This window comes from Zarconia navalis LEGE 11467 (assembly GCF_015207075.1).
Lineage (GTDB): Bacteria > Cyanobacteriota > Cyanobacteriia > Cyanobacteriales > Geitlerinemataceae > Zarconia > Zarconia navalis.
Genome location: NZ_JADEXN010000065.1, coordinates 1 through 13,954 on the forward strand (window position 1 = coordinate 1; position 13,954 = coordinate 13,954).

At 48.0% G+C, this 13,954-nt stretch carries 10 protein-coding genes, 1 tRNA gene and 1 pseudogene; 4 read left to right on the plus strand and 8 right to left on the minus strand.

The window, feature by feature from the left end; translation table 11 throughout:
- Positions 1–189: hypothetical protein (locus IQ235_RS05405; protein ID WP_264320474.1), on the minus strand; the 189-nt coding region annotated here is incomplete at its 3' end.
- Positions 190–296: 107 nt separating this feature from the next.
- Here IQ235_RS05405 and IQ235_RS05410 point away from each other — a divergent pair.
- The 3 genes from IQ235_RS05410 to IQ235_RS05420 all read left to right on the plus strand — a co-directional run bounded on the left by IQ235_RS05410 (position 297) and on the right by IQ235_RS05420 (position 2,929).
- Entirely contained in the window at positions 297–914 is a 618-nt protein-coding gene (locus tag IQ235_RS05410; protein ID WP_264320475.1) for a hypothetical protein, read from the plus strand.
- Positions 915–1,309: 395 nt separating this feature from the next.
- Positions 1,310–2,776, plus strand: a complete 1,467-nt coding sequence (locus tag IQ235_RS05415; RefSeq protein ID WP_405196645.1) for a DASH family cryptochrome — start codon at positions 1,310–1,312, stop codon at positions 2,774–2,776.
- Positions 2,777–2,785: 9 nt separating this feature from the next.
- The gene (locus IQ235_RS05420; protein WP_264320477.1) at positions 2,786–2,929 is read left to right on the plus strand and encodes a hypothetical protein; all 144 of its coding nucleotides are present in this window, start codon (positions 2,786–2,788) and stop codon (positions 2,927–2,929) included.
- Positions 2,930–3,034: 105 nt separating this feature from the next.
- Here IQ235_RS05420 and IQ235_RS05425 read toward each other — a convergent pair.
- From IQ235_RS05425 to IQ235_RS05445, 5 genes are all read right to left on the minus strand, one after another.
- Positions 3,035–3,106, minus strand: a tRNA-Gly gene (locus IQ235_RS05425).
- A gap of 221 nt (positions 3,107–3,327) precedes the next feature.
- The gene (locus tag IQ235_RS05430; protein WP_264320478.1) at positions 3,328–4,077 is read right to left on the minus strand and encodes a DUF561 domain-containing protein; all 750 of its coding nucleotides are present in this window, start codon (positions 4,075–4,077) and stop codon (positions 3,328–3,330) included.
- Between the two features lie 273 nt (positions 4,078–4,350).
- Positions 4,351–5,526, minus strand: a complete 1,176-nt coding sequence (locus IQ235_RS05435) for a glycosyltransferase (RefSeq protein WP_264320479.1) — start codon at positions 5,524–5,526, stop codon at positions 4,351–4,353.
- A 155-nt stretch (positions 5,527–5,681) separates the two neighbouring features.
- Positions 5,682–10,055 (minus strand): glycosyltransferase, encoded by a 4,374-nt coding sequence (locus IQ235_RS05440; protein WP_264320480.1) that lies wholly within the window; start codon positions 10,053–10,055, stop codon positions 5,682–5,684.
- Positions 10,031–11,266, minus strand: a complete 1,236-nt coding sequence (locus IQ235_RS05445) for an extracellular solute-binding protein (protein ID WP_264320481.1) — start codon at positions 11,264–11,266, stop codon at positions 10,031–10,033. Before IQ235_RS05445 ends, IQ235_RS05440 begins: the two co-directional genes overlap by 25 nt.
- 424 nt (positions 11,267–11,690) lie before the next feature.
- On the opposite strand from IQ235_RS05445, the gene IQ235_RS05450 reads away from it, so the two are divergent.
- Complete coding sequence (locus tag IQ235_RS05450; RefSeq protein ID WP_264320482.1) at positions 11,691–12,071, plus strand: hypothetical protein; 381 nt, start codon at positions 11,691–11,693, stop codon at positions 12,069–12,071.
- Positions 12,072–12,475: 404 nt separating this feature from the next.
- On the opposite strand, the gene cobT is transcribed toward IQ235_RS05450, so the two are convergent.
- Positions 12,476–13,615 carry a nicotinate mononucleotide-dependent phosphoribosyltransferase CobT gene (gene cobT / locus IQ235_RS05455; protein ID WP_264320483.1) on the minus strand — a complete coding sequence of 380 codons (1,140 nt, stop codon included), beginning with the start codon at positions 13,613–13,615 and terminating at the stop codon, positions 12,476–12,478.
- Positions 13,616–13,619: 4 nt separating this feature from the next.
- A pseudogene (locus IQ235_RS05460) lies at positions 13,620–13,954 on the minus strand (DUF2232 domain-containing protein); the annotation flags it as partial.

Genomic DNA, 13,954 nt, shown 5'->3' on the forward strand with positions numbered 1-13,954 from the left:
ACTGCTCACCACGCGATCGACGACCAGTTTGGTGACGTAGAGTTCGGAAACCGGCAAGAGCGATTTGGCGAGGGTGACGCCGAGGGAACACAATAACGGAATCGGGGCGGCTTGCCAGACTAAATGCAAAAGTCGCGGCGTATTGGCAAGGACTTCAAACAGGCGGGTGGCGGGGCGAGATGATGACATGACGTTATTTTACGTCGATCGCGCTTTTTGGGCGAACCGCCGCCCACGATAAATACAGGAAGAAACGCGATATCGTACGAATATCGAGCCAATAACGTCTTCAAACCATGTCCGTACCACCTATTTTGCAACCCGGTCGATCGTATACGTTTCGCAGTTACTTTGAAATGACCTGCGAACCGGAAGATATTCTGGTGGAATTCGGTTATTCTTTGCGGCGAATGCCCCTAGATTTGGCACGATATCCCGACTCTTTAGAACGTGCTGCCATTCTCCAACAGCAACTTCAGCGCCGCCTAACTTTCGTCAGCCTTACTAGCGAAGCGGCACGCCGGGAAATGCTAATTGCGCCCATTTTAGTCGAAGTTGCTGAGGTGGCGCGCGCTCAACTGCGAATCGAATATCCACTAACAGTCAACGAACACCTCAAAGGCTCGCTAGACTATTATTTATATGCCGATCGGCAATGTTTGGTGGTTGAAGCCAAAAATGCCGATTTAGCGCGGGGTTTTACCCAATTGGCTGTGGAATTAATTGCTTTAGAACAACGACTGGGCGATGACGTTCCGGTATTATTCGGTGCTGTTACTACGGGCGACGTGTGGCAGTTCGCTCAACTCGATCGCCTCGAAAAACGAATTACCCAAGCGACAAAGCTGTATTTGATTCCCGATGAGTTAGAAAGTTTGCTCCGCATTCTTATCGCCGTTCTTATTTCCTCATGAGGCGATCGCATCCGATCGAACAAATTGGAGTCAGAAGTAATAACTCCCGAAGAAGTCAATTCATCTAAAAAAAAGCCGATCGCTCCTAAAATCTTCAGTTTTGGCTTTCAAAGCCCAACCTGATTTTGAAGAATTTGGAGCGTAAGAAAACATCAACACGAGCCAAACACCATCGGACAGCTTGCTCGAATATCGAACAACAGACACCCGTCCGTGGGTTACAAAGGTTCGCTGTTTATTAGAGCTAGGGAGATCGCTTTGACTCACTTCAATTCGTTGAGTCCTCCCAAACTTTCCCATAACCTGCCAGCCGAATTTGCAGGTGGAAAGTTTGCCCTCAGACGGAGTACCTTTGGTTGTATGTATTCTACTATGACGAAGGCGGATATAGATTATTGATTGTGAGCCAACAACGAATTTTACTGTGGCATCGAAACGATTTGCGATTGCACGACAGCGAACCGCTACATGAAGCAATCTCATCTGGGGCGCAAATCGTTCCCGTATATTGCTTAGACCCCCGTCACTTCGGCGAAACCTCTTTCGGATTTCTCAAAACTGGAGCGTTCCGCGCCCGATTTCTCCTCGAAAGTCTGGCTGACTTGCGATCGCGCCTGCAATCTCTCGGAAGCAATTTAATCGTCCGTCGCGGCGAACCGGAAACAGTTATCCCCCAGTTAGCGCAGCAACTCAACATCGACGCGGTATATTACCATCGGGAGGTCACCGCCGAAGAAGTGACTGTCGAGAAGGGGTTGCGTCGGACCCTCAAACCCCTGGGAATTAAGATGCGATCGTGGTGGGGGGCGACGCTGTACCATCCCGAAAACTTGCCCTTCGACCTAACGGGAATTCCCGAAGTCTTTACCCAGTTTCGCAAGCAGGTGGAGAAAAACGCCACCATCGATCCCGCCTTCCCCGCGCCGAAAGCATTGCCAACCTTGCCGGAAATTGAGGTTGGCGCGATTCCCGACATCGAAGATTTGGGACTTGAAGCCCCCCGAGATGACGATCGCGCGGTGATGCGGTTTCGGGGGGGAGAAACGGCGGGATTCGATCGCCTGCAGGCGTATTTCTGGGAAGGCGATCGTCTCCGAGTATACAAGGAAACCCGCAACGGAATGCTGGGGGCGGATTATTCCTCCAAATTCTCCCCCTGGCTGGCCCTCGGTTGCCTCTCCCCGCGCTATATTTACGAGCAAGTACAGCAATACGAACGCGATCGGATCGCCAATAATTCCACCTACTGGCTGGTGTTCGAGTTGTTGTGGCGGGACTATTTCCGCTTCATCTGCGCCAAACACAAAAACCGCGTCTTCCACCTGTCGGGGTTGCGGGGACTGCGTATGAAGTGGAAGGAAGATTGGGAACGGTTTGCCCTCTGGCAGGATGGAAAAACCGGCTATCCCCTCGTGGATGCCAATATGCGCGAACTCGCCGCCACCGGGTTTATGTCCAATCGCGGCCGGCAAAATGTGGCTAGTTTCCTCACCAAAAATCTGGGCATTAACTGGCAGATGGGGGCGGAATGGTTCGAGTCGCTGCTGGTGGATTACGATGTTTGCAGCAATTGGGGCAACTGGAACTACACCGCTGGGGTGGGTAACGACGCGCGCGGATTCCGCTATTTCAACATCGCCAAGCAATCGAAAGATTACGATCGCAATGGGGATTACGTTAAGCATTGGCTGCCGGAATTGGCGGAGGTTCCGGCGAATAAAGTTCACGAACCCTGGAAGTTACAGCCGGTGGAACAAAAGCGGTTTAACCTGCGCTTAGGGGTGGATTACCCGAATCCTGTCGTGGATTTCATGCAATCGGTGCGCGCTAACGAGAAAGTTTACAACGCTGGAATTAAGTAGGGGAGAAATGTGGCGAACCCCTCTAGACTCAAAACATGGGTTCGTCACCTACAACTCTTCTTCGCCAAAGCCTTCAAAGAAACCATCGGACAACTGGAATCGAAAAGGTTTGCCACACAACGGTTGCAACCTTCTCAATCGAATTTTGTCTAAACTCCAGTCAGTGATTTACGATCGAATACCCCTAACCACAACGAACGTTAAGCCAAATACGAAGGCATATTGACCCGTTAATTTGCTTGAACTATCTAATAAAAAAGCGGGTAACGCGATTCGAACGCGCGACATTCACCTTGGCAAGGTGACGCTCTACCACTGAGCTATACCCGCAAAAATTGCGTACTCAACTATACTGACAAAAAAGTGACCCGGTGTCAACCTCGATCGCAAATTTGGAGTTTGGAAAAAAGAAAGCAGAGGGAGTCGGGGAGGCGGGGGAAGAGCGAACGAAAAATGGGTGAGTCGTTATTCTTTTTTTCTCCCCATCTGGACGTCACTGCATCCTTCTCATTTATGAACCCGTCTCCTTCGCACCCTCATACGCTTCAAAACTACCGAGCAATGGGAGTGCGGCGAACGCTCTCTAGAGCGGCAACCAAACTGCGAACGGTGGCGATCGCACCCACTTCGCTGTCGAGGCGGTTGATGGCCGAACCTACGCCCACACCGGCAGCTCCAGCGGCGATCGCCATCGGTGCGGTGACGCTGGAAATACCGGAGGCGCAAAGAACCGGAACCGATACGGTCAGGGAAATTTCTCGGGCGGCGGCGAGGGTGGGAGCTGCTTTTTCAATCAGTCCCAGGGTGCCACCGTGGTTGGGTTGGCTGCTGGTTCCCCCTTCGGTTTGGATGATGTCCGCACCGGCATCCACTAGGGCTTCCGCAAGCTGTACCTGCTCGTCGGGGGCAAGGATGTGGGGAACGGTGACGGAGAGGGTAATCTCGGGTAAGAGGGCGCGAGTTTGCTGGGTTAGCTGCAACACCTCAGCAGCCTCAAATCGAAGACCTCGGGCGTAGAAGGCATCGAAGTTCCCAATTTCGATTAAATCGGCCCCGGCTTCCACCGCACTGACAAATTTCTCGGGTTCTACGGCCGAAACGCAGATGGGAAGGGCGGTTAGACTCTTTGCCAGACGAACCAAGTCGGCGGACGCGGCAATATCGACAAACGTCGCGCCTCCGGCTTCTGCGGCTTTGACGGTAAATGCCACCCGATCGCGATCGAAGTTGGTTAAACCGCTAATGACTTTGAGGGCGGTTCCGCGATCGAAGGCGGACTGTAGCTGGGAATGTATCGTCATAATTTTGCACGGGACTTACGTCAAACAAATATTGTGACATGGCGGCTGGAGTTGGCGATCGCAATACTTGTTTTTTATAGATTTTGGGCAAGAGTACCCCCTCCGGGGACTGTCGAACGCTCTCCAAACCGACACACTAGAAAGTAGTCTGTCAGATTGAGTTCCCTACTTCGGGCAAAAGGAAAATTTTTCTTTGCCCGATTTTTCATTTTTTATATTGAGGGATATGCGGGAAAATAACGCAGCCATCGGACGCATCCGACCCCCCATATTCTATTCCCCGCCATCACCGTAACCCGATCCTCCGTAACCCGATCCTCCGTAGCCGTCGCCATCGCTATCGCCATAGCCTTCACCCATAAGAAATTCGGTATCGTCAGCATCGAGGAAACCGTTGGGGACTGCGGGATCGGCGAGTGCGGCGATCGAACGTTTCAAGTTATTTTCGACAGTTCCAAGGGGAGTTATATCGTCATTGACTCCTAAATTGTCGAATCCAAAATCCTCGACACAAAACAATCGTTCCTCTGGAGAGGGCAAAGTGCGATCGAGGGGAATATTGTGGCTGCTGGGTGCGATTCCGTAAGCATTAAAGGGTTGAAGGGGTTTTGCCAATGCGGTGATGGGTATGAAGGGTAGGCTCAACGGAACCAACCAGGACGCAATTCGCAGGGGAGCGATCGCTGTTTTTTGGGGCTTAATCCGGCGCAAGCAGAATTTACCCCGTTTCACCTCGATTTTGAGAGTTTCGGCGAGTCCACGTCGTTCTAGGGCTTGTTCGATCGCTTTTTGGGAGCGCCAGATCTGAGTTTGATGCTGAATGCGGGAGGTATTGTCTCGATGGAGGCGATAGAAGTAGAGTGGCTGCCCGAGGTGATGAACCTGGGTGACTTCCGACAGACGCAGGCACAAATCGTAGTCTTCGATATATTCAAATCTGGGGTTGATGCCACCGACGCGATCGTAAACGGAACGGCGCATCAAGCGGAAGTGGAACATCATGAAATCCGTGAGCAATCGCTGGGGAGAGTAGGGGATTTGGCAGCGTTTCCCCATGGCTAAAAATTTCCCGTCTCCATCGATTTCGGCGTAGTCGGTATAGACGACTCCCACTGAGAGTTGCGCGTCGAGGATGGCGGCGGTTTGTTCTAACGCCGTCGCTGCGAGCAAATCATCCCCGTCAACCCAGCCGATATATTCGCCGCGAGTCTGGGAGATCGCCACTTCGAGCGCTCGTCCCCGTCCCAAATGTCCGGCGGCAACAACGGTTACCCGATCGTCGGTGGCGGCGATGTTGCGAGCCACTTGTACGGAGTCGTCGGTCGATCCATCATCCCATATCAGCAGCTCGAAGTTGGTTTCGGTTTGCGCGAGAATCGTGGCGATCGCATCTTTGAGGTAATGGGATTGGTTGTAACTGGTGATAACAAGGGAAGTCAAGGGTGTCATCAGTCTTCTGTCCTCTAGTTTCTAATCGGTATGCCGTGGTAGCGCATCGACGAATGAGCCTATTGCAAACTTGACTTTTGCCGATCGCGTTAGCTAAGTTTCAGTTTCAACTCGTCAATTTCCAATAACGATCGGCAAGATTTTTGGGAACTATTCTAATTTAAACTACCTGGAATTTCTGCATGTTTCTGTGAAATTTTATGAAGCAAGCCTTCGATCTTTTCCCCTTGAGATTTTAGCTCGATGGATGAAGATAACATTTTCTTGGCTTTTTGAGTTAAATGGTGAAGTCGAACTCGATCCTCAGTCGTTAGATTTTGAATCGACAACAAATATCGACAAAAAGCTTCAACTTTTATGGGTTCGGGAAGTGGCTCAAAAATGTTAGCTGTGGAAATTTTATAATAAAGCCGATCGAGGTCGAATAACTTTTTAGTTATATTTTTTCGAGTGGTCTGTTGTGAGTGCAGTCTAAAATATGAAAGGTTCCGATCGATAAACCCTACTTGATAATACAACAAAATTCTCCACCACATTTCTAAATCTATAAATTGATTGAATTGGGAGTCGAATTTTCCAACTCGATCGAAAACAGCTTTCCGAATCAAAACGGTACTGGGTTCGCCAATTTTATTAATCGGATTTTCCATTAAATTCGGATCGGATAATAAATCTAAGCCTGACTGAATTGGCTGTAAGTTCGACCACCCCAAATGGGATTGACGACATCCTCGATAAAGCTGCATCAAAGATGGAATGCGATCGACTCCTTTTTCTAGGAGAAAGAGTCGCGGCGAAAAAACGAGTCCGATTTCTCGATCTCGTTCGGCGAGTTCGAGCATTTTCTCAACACAGTCGGCATCTAAAATATCATCTTGAAAAATAAATTTAATATAGTCACCGCGCGCGCGATCGATACAATGATTCCAGTTCCCTGCTAAATTCGATCGATCGTGACTTAAAACAGTATAGTTAATTGAGGTATGCTCTCGAAAAGATTCGGCAATTTCGAGAGTGCGATCGTTCGAGCGATCGTCGGATAAAATCACCTCAATATTGGGATAAGTTTGAGCAAAAGCGCTCGAAAGCGCATCTTTGAGAAATCGATCGCCATTATATGTAGGAATACAAATACTGACGAGGGGAGATTGAGATATCGTTAGTGGCTTTCGTGATGTGTCTTCTATCTTCTGACTCATTTTAGAGATTAAATGAGATTGTAAAGTATTGATTTGAGAAGCTAAAAGATTTCCACGTCTGGTTTCTTGTAAAGCTGTCGCTTCTTTCTCGGCGAGTAAGTCAGGAAGATAGGGAAGAAATAAATTGAAATGCTTGTTACAGATATAGCGAAACAGCTTTTTGCGATGTTTGGGAAGATTGCAAGCCGCCACCATTGAATTATGGCGAACTCGATAGTCAAATGTGACTTCTCGAAGGTGGTAAAACTCCCAACCCACCTCAACCGCACTTAACCAAAAATCCCAATCTTCATATCCCAGTTTCTCGGGAATATTAGGATCGTATCCGCCGCAATCTTTCCAAACTTGTTTGCGAAATATCGCGCAAGCGTCAATATAGTTACCAATTAAGAGTTGATACAAATTAAAGTCTGGAACCTGGAAAATACTGCTATCTTCTCCAAATAGACGCGCATTTCCATATACCACGCCGATTTTAGGATGTTGCTTGAGAATTTCGATTCCTTTGCGAATATAGTTCGATCGAATTTTATTATCGGCATCAAGGGGTAATATATATTCACCACTTGCACTTTCGATTCCTATATTTCGAGCAGTTGCCAATCCTTGATTCGCCTGTTCGATAATCTGGTATCCTCGTTGCTTGAGATTGGCGATCGCCTTTTGGGTTATCTCATCAGTTGAACCATCATTCACGATAATAATTTCATAAATCGGTTCTGGATATTCCTCGATACTTTGAATGGCATCTTCGAGAAACTCACCGTGATTGAAACAAGGAATAATGACCGAAACTAGAGGAGGTACTTTCTTAACATTAATCTCTAAATTTTCGGTGTCGTCTTCTAAGAATATCCCACTGGGAATATCGGCAACTTTCTCTAATTCTGTAAGTATTTCTAAGCATTCCGGTGCAGTTTGTCGGAGTTGCCGCACGTTTGATGCAAGATCGTCAGTATGGTGAAAGAGTTGGGGTTGGAATATTTCTCCAATTTGCGATCGCCACTCGTCGCGTACCTCCATACCCAACTTAGCTTGTAGCAAATTCAAAAACTGAGTGGGAGATCGAGAAAAAGCATGAATATTTACCAAAATACAGCGATCGGGATGCTTCTGGTAAAATTCGAGTAAGTGACGATTGTAAAAACGCCAAATCTCGATCGCGCAGCCAGAATGTTCTTGAAAAAAGGGATGATGGAGGCGAGAAATTGAGTTAGAAACTTCCCAGGGAACGCGATAGACAAAAATATACTTTGCCTCGGGAAGTAAAGAATCCCAGAAATGCAGTAGCAAAGACGTTCTCGGATCTTTCCATCCCCAGGGTTTGAGCGTTTGTTGGCGAGACTGGATTAACGAGGTGGCAGGTTTGTAATAATTTTGCAATCCACTTTTATCTAAGTTTTCTTCCCGATTCCATCCCCAATCCACCCATCCCACTTCGCTTACCGAACAGGATGCTTGCAAAATCGATCGCTGAAGATTGAGAAAGTCCAAATCCTCAAAGTATCCCGTCGAATTAAATCGATCTGCAGTGAGTAATCGTTTTCCTAAATAGACTCCCAAAATATCAAAAACTGAAGCGATTAAAGACGTTCCCGAACGATGCATTCCGGTAATAATAAATGTATCTGCTTTTATTTTGGGTAGTTTTGTTTTTTTCTGATAATTTAAATTTTGTAAATTTCGATTGTAGCAAGGGTCTCGCTCGAGTTGTGACTTCCATCTTTGCCGAACAATAATTTTTGAGCGATCGAGTAACTGCCCCCATTCTTGCCGATCTTGTTTCTCTCGATCGACGGCCGAATAATAAGTCGCTCGAACATGAGGTAAATAGACATTGTTGTAGCCTTTCAATCGAAACTTCAAACACAAATTAATATCTCCATATACCACAGCTAATTGTTCGTCAAAACCACCCACTTCTTCAAAAAGATGCCGCCGACACATCAAACATTTATCTGTCACTGCTGAGACATTATTGATGGTTTTTAAATAGCCGAAATATCCTGCTGCCGTATCTGCTAAACCTTGATGGCTGTAGCGATCGATTTCATGCAAACTTAGAATAATTCCGGCATGAAAAACCCTTCGATCGGGGTATAATATAAGAGAACCGATCGCACCGATGGATTGTCGTTGCGCCTGCTCCACCATGGCTTCGATCCAGTCTGGTGTTTCTACCTCAATTTCGCTACTTAAAAAGAGTAAATACTCTCCTTTCGCCTTCCTGACAGCTTCATTTTGAAGCTGGTAATCGTTGGAATACGCAAACGTAAAATAATATCGAAATCTTAAAGGTTCTCGAATTTGCCAATCGATTAAAATCGAGTTTACTTCGACTTGCCGATCTCCGTTCCCGTTTGCAATAACTTCGTAGCAAGAATACTGGCTCTTTTTAAAAATAGACTCTAAGCAACGATGTAGACTAGTACCCGAATTGGGTATCATTAAAATAATACTAACTAAATCTTTACCAGAAATTGAGTAGCGAATCAAATGATGGTTTGCTACCCCCAGAATTGCTTGCACGACACCCGCTTCTTCTCTTCTTTCGAGTGCATCTTCTAAAGCCTGCCGAGCCGCTCGAGAAACATAAGGCTTTGCCACCGAACCCGATGACGTAGACTCAGAGTAAAGCCGCCAGTGATAGAGAATTTTGGGAATATGAAAAATTCGATCGGTTCGTTCGGTAATTCGCAACACCAAATCGTAATCTTGACTGCCTTCGTACCCTACTCGAAAGCCACCAATCTCCTTGACGAGCGATCGACGATAAACCCCTAAATGACAGGTGTACATTCGCGATAAAAAGGTATCGGGACACCAATCTGGCTTATAAAACGGAAACTTTAAATTACCGCGATCGTCGATTTTATCCTCATCAGAATAAATAAAATCCGCATCGGGATATTTTGCTAAAAGTTTTGCAACTTCTTCTAAGGCATCGATCGATAGAACATCATCATGATCGAGCAGCGCAATAAACTCCCCCGTTGCCAGCTCTAAAGCCGAATTCGACGCTCGGCAAATATGACCGTTTTCCGAGCGAAAAATAATCTTGACTCTTCGATCGCACTCTTGATACTCGAGGAGTATACTTCGAACGTAAGGCTGTGTTGAAGCATCATCGGCAATACATAAATCCCAATGGGGATAGGTTTGAGCCAAAACTGAATCCAGGCAATCTCGAAGGAACGATTCTGGAGGATTAAAAACCGGTAGAACAATACTAATCTTCGGTTTTCGAGCCATGTTTTGCATACCCAGCCTTCTCATCAACAACCGTCGTCTTGAAAGTACGATCGCTAACTCGATCGCACCTTCACCCACAACTGTCGATACTGTTCGATTGCCTCATCCGACAATGGGTTCAAAAATTCGCTGCTGGCAAGTGTCTGAGTCGGCGGAAATAAAACGAGATTTTTCTGAATATTCTCCGGTAGCGTCCCTCGCTGCATCCCCGTTAGTATTGGAGAAGCCGCCTTCGTCAGCAACGAAAGCTGACTGACAATGTAAGACTCCCAACAAAAATTAATCCATCGCTGCCAAAGTGCGATATCGGACTCGTTTTCTGCCGAATCATCCACCCCCGTCGGACGCACCCACAAATCGGCCCATAAAGACGTTCCAGACTGAGGAACCACCGCCATAATTTCCCCATCGTACTGAGGCAAGGACAAGATATCCGTCGAAGGTGCCACCGTCAGCCAGGTATCTTCTAAGAGCAAGGGTGGCAGATAAGCATCGGAACTGTAAAGTTTCACCTGTTGCTGCAATGCAACCAGTTCTGCTTCCAAGTCCGGTACGCTGTCGAGATCTGGAGTATTGTAAGAGCGACCCAGCTTCTTGAGGGTCAAACCAATAACTTCCCGAGCGCTATTGGGTAACGAGATCCGATGGCGCAGTTCGGGTTTCCACAAATCCGACCAATCCGTCGGCATCCATCCCAATTTCTCAAACTTATCCCGACGGTACGCCATCACCATGCTTCCCCACCGATATGGCGCTCCCCAGACGAAACTTTCCGAGCCAACGCTGGCAAGCTGTCCGTTTCGATCGCGCGTCACCAAGGTTTTCCAGGGAACCAGTTCGTCACTCAGTTTTTCCCACAGCGTCAGTTTTTCCACGGGAATCGGCTGCACGAACTCCCATTCGATCGCTTTTGCGAGCCAATAATCTCCGAGCATTACCAAATCGGGGACCGCCTTTGTAGACCTAAAAAACGGAAGATTCTGCCAGAACGATCCCGATTCACCACCATTGGAAGCGTCGGTTTGAGTCTGCTGCTTCTGGTACAAGTTTTGCAACAAGGCAAATAAATCTGCTAACTGGGACTCTGGAGAAAACTCAAGGACGATGGGTCGATCGAGTTGCTGGCGAAATTTACCGATTAACTGCACCGGCACGGAATTGTTCAACAGTTCGATGGTTAAGGTCTCACGGGTGCTTCGATCGCATCCCCCCAGCAACTGAGCGATCGCGATCGCCGCCGTCCCGGTCAGAAACGAGCGGCGATCGATCGAAGATTCAGAGGGTTTCATGAGTGCCGATCTCAAAGAGCTATCCATTTGCAGGGTGAGGAGGGATATTCCATAGAGTCTATCCCAATTTCAGCCCACTCCTGCGATACCCCATCGAGATGAGAGCGCTCGACCGATAAATCAAGACACGAGCGTGTTGGGCGATCTCTATTACAATTTAGAGTCAATTTGAGATAATTTTTTACCGTAAAAATAGCGATTGTCATTGAACTTCATGCTCTGGAATATTGCTTAATACCGTACGGCGCTTGAAGTTTCATCTTCAGTCAACCGATCGCAAAAAGATACATTTGTTACAAATTCTCTGATTTTTTATACTTTGCCAGATATTATTTTGCAAAGGTTAAATAATCTAGAAAAAAATCGAGATTATTCAAATAGGTTTCTACAATGAAATTGAACAATTTTTTGGAGAAATCACCCAATGGTGAATTCACTACAAGAAGCCCAAATCACAGCACTAAACCACAGAATCGATCGTTTATCTGAAACGATCGAGCGTTTGAGCTTACAAATTTCTGGATTGCTTACCCAGCGGGAGACTGACACTCGCTCGGATAGCGAACCTTCTGGTTTTGGAAACTATGGAAATCGTCCTCACGCCAGCGAAATGAGTTTGCTCGGTTCCCTCATGGAACATAAAGACGTGCTCCTTGATGGAAATAGCATGGATTTGAGCAACCAAAATGGAGAAAAACAGCTCTCTCCTGAAATTCAAATTCAAAGGTTAACCGCCCAACTGACAGCGGCTTACAATCGGATTGCCGCCTTGGAAGAACAGCTTCTCTCTCGAAGAGTGCACTGAACTTTTCAGCTAAAAACGATTGGGTAAATCTTCATCCTTAGAAAAACGAGGAAAATTTAATCGGACCCAATCCTCCACAGGTTTTCGACCTCAAAACCAATGAAAAACCTCGCTGTCACACTCAAAAATTCCCAGCGCAAATGAGCGATCGATATAGCACTATGCCCTGAAGCTCGGGCGCGTTCGAGTCATGTCAGATCCGGGAAATCGACCGTAAGCGGGCAAACTCCACGAGTCCTTTTCTCAGGAGTCTTCCCGATCGGGAATGATGCTTATTCAAACGCGAATTTGAGATCGCAACACACTCGACCGTCAAACGAGGTCTATCCCGTCACTGCCGCTTATGTCTTTATCTACAGATGTAGTGCTATAAAATTCACTCAATTGGGCAATTTCGGATGCTCTTAGGAACCATTGCACTCCATACGCACCTTGCGAAGAGCTAAAACCTCAATCTCTCGTAACAATCGCTGCGAGTTCCAGCCTCCATACAAGTGAGCTGCGATCGAGCAGCCTCCAGCTCCGACGCCTTCTTTCACGTAACCGCGCTCGTAAGCCTGTAATTGAGCGTAACTCGATGTTTGAAAATTGAGCTGGGTGGCCAGCAGTGGCACCGTCCCGATTTCGCAAGCCAAACCACAAGTATCCCCCGTGGGGTCTTCGGCAACCCAACGAGTCGTTCCCACTGCAATTTCCTCAGGCTGCCACGGGAGCGCCGCTTCTCGGGCAATCGCTCGGGTGAGGGCGTAGACCGCCAACATCTGGGTTCCTCCAGCAAGCAACACTCCTCCGATACGGCTAGCGGCGATCGCCATTCCCGCCACCATCACTTGCATGGGATCGCCAACAGCAGCCACCAACTCAAGGGGGGAACGAGCCGATTTCTCCGATCCAAAACCCGATCGTTGCAATCCTCGGCAAACCACATTCCATTTTTGAGTGTGATTGCAGGTGGGATGGCTGCTATTCACCTTGCCGGTGGCGGCGAATCCCAATCCCGTTAACACCGCTAAAGCCGTCGTGGTTCCTCCCACGACGCACTCGCCGAGAATCAAATAGCTCCCTCCGGCAGCCAACTGCTCTCCCCAACGAAATCCTTGTTCGAGCAAATGTTCGACCGTCTCGAGATCCATCGCCTTTCCCGTACTCACACAACGAGCGGGAATTCCTCCCAGATCGATCGCCCGAACCGATGGAGGTTGTGGTAACCCCGTATCGAACAGGTGTACGGGAATAGCTAGAGCTTCGATCGCCGCTCGGGAAATGAGTACTGGGGAAGCGCCAGCATCCAGTGGTGGTAGAGGATATCGAGGATGGGGTGTAGGTCCGTCCATGAGAAACTCCGCATCGGCGATCGCCGTATACCGACGATCTTCAGGAGTCCGTCCGGCGGCCGAAATTCCCGGAATCAACCCAGTCTCCGTAAACCCCAAAATGCAGGCAAATACCGGTGGTTTCCCCCGATATCGTTCTAACCACTGCCGTCCTCGTTCGAGTTGGGTATAAACTCGGATCGATTCGCCATCCGTCGGTTTGAGGGTCACAGGTTCAATCTTCTTCGTAATCCAATAACACTTGAACCCATTTCGGTGGTGGTGGAATGGGATTGCCCAAGCGGTTGAGGAGGAGCAAAGCAACTAAGTGAACCACAAACAGATAGACGGCATTGTTGAGCAATACGGCAAAAACCGCCAGGGTTTGAATCAGGTGAAGACCCGGTTGAGCGAGCAATCCCAGCTTTTGGAAGCCCCAATCGGCGAATCGGGTAATCTGGATGGTGATATAAAGCCATAGGTCTTCGCCAACCAGAATTGACAGCAGCCAAACCTGGAAAAAAGTCCCGAACGAGCCCAGCAGCATTCCCAGAGAAATCGACACCCACC